This window comes from Elstera litoralis (genome assembly GCF_000963705.1).
GTDB lineage: Bacteria > Pseudomonadota > Alphaproteobacteria > Elsterales > Elsteraceae > Elstera > Elstera litoralis.
In genome coordinates this window covers 1-4,114 of the sequence record NZ_LAJY01000412.1, presented here as the reverse complement: position 1 = coordinate 4,114, position 4,114 = coordinate 1, and the positions used below count along the sequence as shown (strand labels likewise).

Sequence of the window (4,114 nt, the reverse complement as noted above, 5' to 3'; positions counted from 1 at the left end):
CGACAGGTTCAGCCCGCGCTGCTTGCCGCCGAGCAGTTCCACATAGACTTCGGCCAGCAACTCGGTATCGAGCAAGGCCCCGTGCTTGACGCGATGGCTATTGTCGATTTCGAACCTTCGGCACAGCGCATCCAGGCTGGCGGGGGAGCCGGGAAACTTGCGCCGGGCGAAGACGAGGGTGCAGAAGGCGCGGTCCGGGTCGATTGTCGGCTTCTTGCAGCGCTTCAGCTCGGCGTTCAGAAAGCGCATATCGAATTCGGCGTTATGGATCACCAAACGGCTATCGGTGCCGATGAAGTCCAGGAATTGATCGACGATTTTGGCGAAGGTCGGCTGCGGGGCCAGGAACTCGCTGGAAAGCCCGTGAACCTTAAACGCATCCTCCGGCATATCCCGTTCGGGGTTGATATAGAGGTGCAGCGGCGGGCGGCTCGTTGGGCTGCCGTCCATCAGCTCGATACAGGCGATTTCGACGATCCGATGGCCGGAGGCCGGATCAAAGCCGGTGGTTTCGGTATCGAGACAAATTTCGCGCATAGGCTCTGCGTCCTGCTGGGGGAGACCTGAGAAGCGGGCCGACCGGCGGCGGCGCAGCGCGCATCTGGCGCAGCACGCGCAGCACCCAAAGCCGCGTCACCGCCCTTCCGAGTCCCGTGGGAATGATATAATCCGCCTGCCGCCGTTTGGCGAGGTCCGGCCACTGCTGGGCGCGGATGGCCGCCAGCCGTTCGACCGTCATCCCCGGCCGACGCAGCACCCGCGCCGCCTGCACCTGCGCCGGGGCCGTCACCACCATCACCCGGTCGCAGTGCTTATCAATGCCCGTTTCGAACAGCAGCGGGATATCCAGCACCACCAGCCGATGCCGCGCATTGCGCTTGAGGAAAATCAACCGCTCTGCCGTCACGCGCGGATGAATAATCGCCTCCAGCCGCCGCAGGGCCGAAGGATTGCCGAACACCGCCGCCCCCAGCTTGGGGCGGCTCACCTGCCCGCCGATCACGACGCCCGGAAACGCCGCCGCAATCGCCGCAATCATTCCCCGATCCGCCCGCAATAGGCGATGCACCACCGCGTCCGCATCCTGCACCGGAATCCCAAAGCCGCGCAGCACCGACGCGGTGGCCGATTTACCCATACCGATGGAGCCGGTCAGGCCGAGAATGAGGGGGCGCTTCATTGGGAGGAGGATGCAAAGGCTCCGCCTCTGCACTCCGCTTAAGGGCCGTCGCCCCTTAAGAATCCCGTTTCCCGTATAATGACAATCCGATTTCAACGACCATTTTGGTTTCACAACAAAATAGGATCGCCAAGGGGCAAGCCCCTTGGCAGGGATTGTTAGGGGTGAAACCCCTAGCCTCACCACGTCACGCCAGTGCCGCCGCACGCAGATCATCGTCCACCTCGGGGTCGATACCGAAGAAGCGGGCAAAGGCGGGTTTGGCTTGGTAGAGCAGCATGCCGAGCCCATCGACGGTTCGATACCCGCGCGCGCGGGCCTGGATCAGCAGGTCGGTATCGAGCGGGCTATAGACGAGATCATAGACGGTTGCACCGGGGGCGAGCCCGTCGAGGTTCAGCGTGTGGGCGGGTTGGCCGGTCATGCCGAGGCTGGTGGCGTTGACCAGCAGGGTTGCGCCGTGCAGCGCCTCCTGCGCTCCCGCGTCATCGACCGCGTGCAGCGTAAGGCCGGGGCGCTGGAAATGCTGAATGAGCGCTTCGGCGCGGGCGGCGGAACGGTTGATAACCCGGATTTCCCGTGCCCCCGCTTCCGCCAACCCATAGAGCACGGCGCGCGAGGCACCGCCCGCCCCGAGCACGGCAATCGGCCCAGCGTCGGCGCGGAAATTGGGCACCGAGCGGCGTAGATACTCGGAGAAACCATAGACATCGGTATTGGTGCCGAGGATGCGCCCATCTTGAAACATCACCGTATTCACCGCCCCGATGGCGCGCGCGGCAGCGTCGATCTCGTCCAGCAGCGGCAGCACGATTTCCTTATGGGGAATCGTCAGATTGCAGCCGGTAAAGCCCATCTTCGGCAACACTGGCAGGCAGGCCGCCAAATCTTCCGGGCGGATCGGCAGGGCAACGTAACTACCTGGGATACCGTAGCGCTTCAGCCAATGAGTATGCAGTTTCGGCGAGCGGGAATGGTGGATCGGCCAGCCGATCACAGCGGCGAGTTTCATGTGAGCCCCATAGTGTGCACGCGCAAAAACGCCAGGAGCGGCAGCATCGGCAGCCCCAGGATCGTGAAAAAATCACCGTCGATTTTCTCGAACAGGTTCAGCCCCAAGCCTTCGATATGGTAGGCCCCGACACTGCTGAAGATGCTATCGCCGGTTTGGTCGAGATAGGTTTCCACCTGGGCCGGGGTGAGCGGGCGCATGGTGAGCGTCGCCACCGCCCGATGCGTCCAGATCGACGCGCCGTCGCGGTGGATGGCAAGGCCGGAGATCAGTTTATGGCTGCGGCCCGCCAGGCTGAGAAGCTGGGTTGCCGCGCCGCGCGCGTTTCCGGCTTATCGAACCAGGTGCCGCCGCAGTCCAGCATTTGATCGGCGCCCAGCACCATCGCCCCCGGCAGGCGGCGCGAAACGCGCTCGGCTTTCAAATGCGCGAGTTCCTGGGCGACATCGGCGGCGCTGGCCCCCTCCGCCCGCAGGGATTCTTTCACCATCGCCTCATCGACGGCGGCGGGCACGGCCTCCACCGCAAGCCCGGCATTCTGAAGAAGTTTCAGGCGCGTCGCACTGCCGGACGCGAGAATCAGCGGTGCGCTCATCGGGCCTTGGGTCCTTGGTGAATATGAGTATGGGGGTGAACCTCGCCGGGGTGTTCGCGCTCTTGCAGCAGTTGGATGACGGCGGCGGCGGTTTCTTCGATGGAGCGGCGCGTCATATCGATGATCGGCCAGCCCTTTTCCTCGAACAGGCGGCGCGCGGCGGTCACTTCGGCGCGCACCCGGTCAATGTCGGTATAGGTCGTGCTTTCGTCCTGGGAGAGTTGCTTCAACCGATTGCGCCGAATTTGCACAAGGCGGTTCGGATCATTGGTCAGCCCGACGATCAGCGGCTTTTTGCTGGCGAGCAACTGGTCCGGCAGCGGTACGCCCGGCACCATCGGCACATTCGCCGCCTTATAACCGCGATTGGCGAGATACATGCAGGTGGGCGATTTCGACGTGCGCGACACGCCGACCAGCACCACATCGGCTTCTTCCAAATTCCAATAGGCTTGGCCGTCGTCGTGATTCTGCGTGTAGGTCATCGCGTCGATACGGCGGAAATAATCATTGTCGAGCGTATGCTGCTTGCCCGGCTGCTTGCCGCCCGACATGCCGAGGTAGGAGCCGAGCGCGCCGATCACGGGATCGAGAATCGGGATCAGCGGCACCTTCAACAGGCGGCATTCGTCCTGAAGCTGAGCGCGCAGCTTATCGTCCACCATCGTAAACAGCACCGGGCCGGGCTTGGCGGCAATCCCCGCCAGAACCTTGGTCATATGCGCGCCCGAGCGCACCAGCGACCAGATATGCATATCCGGCTCCACCCCCTCGAACTGCACGAGGCAGGCGCGGGCGACGGCATGCACGGTATCGCCGGTCGAATCGGAAACGAGATGGATCGGGATGGTGCGGGACGAAGCGGGGGCCATCGGCGAATCCCTCATGCAGCGGCGGTCCTTCGGGTCTAGCCCGTTTAGGGCTGAGGCTCAAGCGATTGAGGTTAGTTTTTGCCTTGGGGATTGGTTGTGCCAATCCGTCTTACTCTTTCCCCGCAATATGATATTATAGGGAATATGATACGTGCCGTTGTTGATACGAATATTCTGATTGCTGCGCGGCGCAGTCGGCTCGGTGCGTCAAATGCCCTGCTTCGATTTCTTGATGCAGGGGAGTTTCAGATGCTGGTCAGCGTTCCGCTGTTTCTCGAATATGAAGCGGTGTTAACGCGGCCCCAGCATCTCCTTGCCTGTGGTTTATCGACAAGTGCCGTTACGAACTTCTTAGACTATCTCGCGGGTCTGGTTGAACCCGTGCAGCTTCATTATCTCTGGCGCCCCCAACTTGGTGATGTCGCCGATGAAATGGTCTTGGAAACGGCCATCAA

The 4,114-nt window shown here is 62.4% G+C and carries 5 protein-coding genes and 1 pseudogene; 1 reads left to right on the top strand and 5 read right to left on the bottom strand.

What is annotated here, in order from left to right:
* From dnaQ to VZ95_RS14730, 5 genes and pseudogenes are all read right to left on the bottom strand, one after another.
* Positions 1-537, bottom strand: a 537-nt coding sequence (gene dnaQ, locus VZ95_RS14750) for a DNA polymerase III subunit epsilon (RefSeq protein ID WP_045776531.1), incomplete at its 3' end; no start/stop codon positions are given.
* The gene (gene coaE, locus VZ95_RS14745) at positions 497-1,180 is read right to left on the bottom strand and encodes a dephospho-CoA kinase (protein ID WP_084627813.1); all 684 of its coding nucleotides are present in this window, start codon (positions 1,178-1,180) and stop codon (positions 497-499) included. The genes dnaQ and coaE, both read right to left, overlap by 41 nt.
* 187 nt (positions 1,181-1,367) lie before the next feature.
* Entirely contained in the window at positions 1,368-2,192 is an 825-nt protein-coding gene (locus tag VZ95_RS14740; protein ID WP_045776530.1) for a shikimate dehydrogenase, read from the bottom strand.
* A pseudogene (locus VZ95_RS14735) lies at positions 2,189-2,787 on the bottom strand (Maf family protein). The gene VZ95_RS14740 and the pseudogene VZ95_RS14735 overlap by 4 nt, the downstream one beginning before the upstream one ends.
* Positions 2,784-3,659: a pyruvate, water dikinase regulatory protein gene (locus VZ95_RS14730; protein WP_045776529.1), complete on the bottom strand. Its 876-nt coding sequence runs from the start codon at positions 3,657-3,659 to the stop codon at positions 2,784-2,786. The pseudogene VZ95_RS14735 and the gene VZ95_RS14730 overlap by 4 nt, the downstream one beginning before the upstream one ends.
* A gap of 96 nt (positions 3,660-3,755) precedes the next feature.
* Between VZ95_RS14730 and VZ95_RS14725 the strand changes: the two genes are divergently transcribed.
* On the top strand, positions 3,756-4,114 hold a 359-nt coding region (locus VZ95_RS14725; RefSeq protein WP_198148325.1), incomplete at its 3' end, for a PIN domain-containing protein.

Bases quoted from the DNA above. Each gene is read 5' to 3' on its own strand.
- coaE (WP_084627813.1), bottom strand. From the start codon at position 1,180: ATGAAGCGCCCCCTCATTCTCGGCCTGACCGGCTCCATCGGTATGGGT.
- VZ95_RS14740 (WP_045776530.1), bottom strand. From the start codon at position 2,192: ATGAAACTCGCCGCTGTGATCGGCTGGCCGATCCACCATTCCCGCTCG.
- VZ95_RS14730 (WP_045776529.1), bottom strand. From the start codon at position 3,659: ATGGCCCCCGCTTCGTCCCGCACCATCCCGATCCATCTCGTTTCCGAT.